Origin of the sequence: Paraburkholderia suaedae, assembly GCF_040812055.1 — a bacterium.
GTDB lineage: Bacteria > Pseudomonadota > Gammaproteobacteria > Burkholderiales > Burkholderiaceae > Paraburkholderia.
In genome coordinates this window covers 1-2,959 of the sequence record NZ_JBFOAH010000084.1, presented here as the reverse complement: position 1 = coordinate 2,959, position 2,959 = coordinate 1, and the positions used below count along the sequence as shown (strand labels likewise).

The following is a 2,959-nucleotide window of genomic DNA, read 5'->3' as shown; positions in this document are numbered from 1 at the left end:
CATCGCACCACGTATGGCGGCCCATGCCCGCCCATTGGCCGTCATCGATATTTCCATAAGCTCTACGCGCTCGACACCGTGCTGCCCGATCTTCACAAGCCCACAAAGGCGGCGTTGGAAAAGGCGATGGAAGGCCATGTCGTGGCATACGCCGAGCTGCTCGGCACATTCCAGAAGTAACACGCAGACCCTGGACGCTGCCTCTCCCGGACTGTCAATCCGCGTCCCTGCGTGCGGTGCGGGCGTTTGAGCGTATTGTGATGCCCTCTTCGCGTGGTGGCTCGACCAGAACGTCTCGCTTCGTCCCGGGCCGTGCCCTATGAAGAGGCGGGGAGAGCCGTTCGGCGCGGCGGTTCAGTGGGACACCAGCGCGAAATCTCACAGCGTGTCTGGTGCGGTGAACGACGCTCTGCCGGTAGCACCGCGACGTGCCACAAAGCATTGTCGGGTCGACTGCCTCACCAGTGCTGCACTTTGCGCGTCGCCATATACGCGTCGAACAGACCGGCATGCAGCCAGCTCAGTCCCTCCCGCAGGCTGACCAGTTCGTGCTGGTCGCGGCGCAGGATCTCGCCCAGCACGGCCATCGCGCGGGACGCCGCCTGCTCACGCTGCACGCGCGCCTCGCCCAGCCGGCCCACCAGTGCCGGCTTGACCATCAGCAGCCACGCCGGAAACCACGCGTCATCGTCGACCTCGCCGGTGCCCGGAAATCAGTTTGTGCGGGCGTAGACAGGCGCCGCGCAACAGCCAATGTAAGAAACGACCTTGGACATGGGATTGGTTTCATCGAACTCGTTCAGATTAACCTTACAATCCGCCAGTGTAGTGAGAGCGCGCTCCCATTCCTGCTGATGTATTACCCACGTTACCGTCGCCTTTCCTCTTGTCCAACCGCATCAATTTCCATGGCAACGGCAAGGTCACTGTCGTCACATTACGTAGCCTTCAGCCGACTCCCGAACACCCCAGGCGTCGAACGTCGGGTTTGGTATGCGCCCATGAGCGGAGCGCGCGTATCACATCGAACAGAACGTCCCTCGATCATCGCGCTTTTCCCTGTGCTCGGCGTTCGCCGCCGTTATTTAATCAACATCATTCCGACGACCTTAGAGGCGGTCACATCGAACGTCGCGGTGTACTCACACTCCGCGACGTGCCCCGACCGCTCGATCAGGCAGTCCGCGAAATCCGCCTTGTCTGACGCCGCGAAAACGCGAAGTGCCTTTCGCACTCTGTCCGCGCCTTCGACAACCAGTTCCTTCGTGCCAAGCATCGATTCGATGATGTCCTTCATCTGGTCTCGGTCGACGCCGTAGCTGCGCCCGAGCACCCACACGACCTCGACTAGCGCGATCTGCGAAACGTAGCCCGGCCGCTCGGCCGAAAAGGACTCCATGAGCGCCGTCGCCTTCTTCGACTGCGCCGCGTCATCCTGCGCGAAGTAGCGGACCAACACGTTTGTATCCAGTCCGATCATCGCGCCGATGCCCCCTGCTCGGCGATGGCGCGGTTCATGTCGTCAATCGAAACCGGTTTGGCAGGCTTCTTCACGATGCCCTTGAGCGACGCGAGAGAGCGAGTGGCCGGATAGACCTCGTACCGGCCCGTTTCTTCGTTGAAACTGAATTCGATCCGGTCGCCGGCTTCCAGGCCAAGCTGGTTGCGCACGTCAACCGGGATCGTGACCTGGCCTTTCGATGTGATGGTTGCAGCTGTCATATTGCCCCCTAAAAGCGCTCCTTACTTTAATGTAAGGAGCGCGAAAAAGCAAGCGCAAAATACACACATGACACGCGATTTGTCGCTCTCAAATCACCCCACTCACAATCGCCACAGCCGCGCCAGATCGTCGTCGATGAGACTCTTAACGGCAGAAAGGCTCGAAACTCCAATCAGCTCTTGAATGAGAGCGTGCGCACGCAGGATCGTGACCGCCCGCGCCGGCAGCCAGATGCCGATGTCGTCGCTGATCTGTGGCGTTGGAATACGCGCATGCCGCAGGACCTCGATCGCGTCTGCGACCGCCTTCGCCTGCCGCAAACGCTCACCGTCAGGATGTTCAAAAACCGTGGCGAGATCCGGCCGCCCAACCTGCCGCGCGACGCTCTCGAGTCGCCGGCGAACTGAGCCGAGCACGCCGCGCGCCGACTGCCCGATTCTGATGCAAATCGGAAAGCAGGCTGAGAAGTTTCCTATGGGCAGGATAACTTATCGAGTGGACAGGACGGCGTTGTCAGGTTGCTGGTCGTCTCGCGTATGATGAGGCGATGAAGAAATCGAAATCGCTGTTTTGCGGTCACCGTTTTCCAGCCGGCGTCATCAGTCGCGCCGTGCGCTGGTACTACCGGTATCAATTGAGCTTGCGTGACATTGAAGGACTATTCTTTGAACGCGGCGTGTGACCTACGAGACGATCCGATGCCGGTGCGATCAGTTTGGCGCAGCCTTTGCCCGTCGCGTGAAAGCGGCGCGTCGCAAGCCAGGCGGCACATGGCACCTCGACGAGAGTGCGTCACGAACACAAGCGAAAGCTTGTGGTGCTGTACTGAAGATGGGAGTAGGCCTCCCGAAGTCGGCTTGCAGGAGCAGGCTTGAAACCGCCCGGTGCTGCTGCGTTCGAAAGGCGTGGTGGTGAGCGACCGCGGAAAAGTCATCCGCGAAGGATGGCAGGTAAGTGTTGAGAAGATGAGCGCAAGCAAACCGTTCGATGATGCGTCGTTAAGGTGTCAAAGCTCTGTCAAAACCGGGGCCATCTCGTCACTCCGGGATCAGTCAGGACGGGACCTGCTTATGGACCTGACGGCAGCCGGCGTAAAGACGGCATGAGCTCAACACAGGCTTCGGTACGGAACGTGAGAACCTTTTTGCGGATGCAAAGGGAAATGACAAATGGGAGCGCCGGGAGACCGGCAAGGAGTAGATGGTGAAAGTCCATTACGCTGAAGGTGTAGCGAAC

4 protein-coding genes and 2 pseudogenes are annotated in these 2,959 nt (G+C 59.9%); 2 read left to right on the top strand and 4 right to left on the bottom strand.

The window, feature by feature from the left end:
* Positions 1 to 180: YbhB/YbcL family Raf kinase inhibitor-like protein (locus ABQJ48_RS37540; protein ID WP_367842898.1), on the top strand; the 180-nt coding region annotated here is incomplete at its 5' end.
* A 278-nt stretch (positions 181 to 458) separates the two neighbouring features.
* On the opposite strand, the gene ABQJ48_RS37535 is transcribed toward ABQJ48_RS37540, so the two are convergent.
* From ABQJ48_RS37535 to ABQJ48_RS37520, 4 genes and pseudogenes are all read right to left on the bottom strand, one after another.
* Positions 459 to 659, bottom strand: a complete 201-nt coding sequence (locus tag ABQJ48_RS37535; protein WP_367842897.1) for a hypothetical protein — start codon at positions 657 to 659, stop codon at positions 459 to 461.
* 422 nt (positions 660 to 1,081) lie between these two features.
* Positions 1,082 to 1,480, bottom strand: a complete 399-nt coding sequence (locus tag ABQJ48_RS37530; RefSeq protein ID WP_367842896.1) for a PIN domain-containing protein — start codon at positions 1,478 to 1,480, stop codon at positions 1,082 to 1,084.
* Positions 1,477 to 1,722 carry an AbrB/MazE/SpoVT family DNA-binding domain-containing protein gene (locus ABQJ48_RS37525; protein WP_367842895.1) on the bottom strand — a complete coding sequence of 82 codons (246 nt, stop codon included), beginning with the start codon at positions 1,720 to 1,722 and terminating at the stop codon, positions 1,477 to 1,479. Before ABQJ48_RS37525 ends, ABQJ48_RS37530 begins: the two co-directional genes overlap by 4 nt.
* Before the next feature lie 186 nt (positions 1,723 to 1,908).
* Positions 1,909 to 2,157, bottom strand: a pseudogene (locus ABQJ48_RS37520) (integrase); the annotation flags it as partial.
* A 113-nt stretch (positions 2,158 to 2,270) separates the two neighbouring features.
* Between ABQJ48_RS37520 and ABQJ48_RS37515 the strand changes: the two are divergent.
* Positions 2,271 to 2,509: pseudogene (locus ABQJ48_RS37515) on the top strand (IS6 family transposase); the annotation flags it as partial.
* Between the last annotated feature and the right edge of the window lie 450 nt (positions 2,510 to 2,959).

Excerpts from the sequence above, each read along its gene's own strand:
- ABQJ48_RS37525 (WP_367842895.1), bottom strand. The coding sequence starts at position 1,722 with ATGACAGCTGCAACCATCACATCGAAAGGCCAGGTCACGATCCCGGTT.
- ABQJ48_RS37535 (WP_367842897.1), bottom strand. The coding sequence starts at position 659 with ATGGTCAAGCCGGCACTGGTGGGCCGGCTGGGCGAGGCGCGCGTGCAG.
- ABQJ48_RS37530 (WP_367842896.1), bottom strand. The coding sequence starts at position 1,480 with ATGATCGGACTGGATACAAACGTGTTGGTCCGCTACTTCGCGCAGGAT.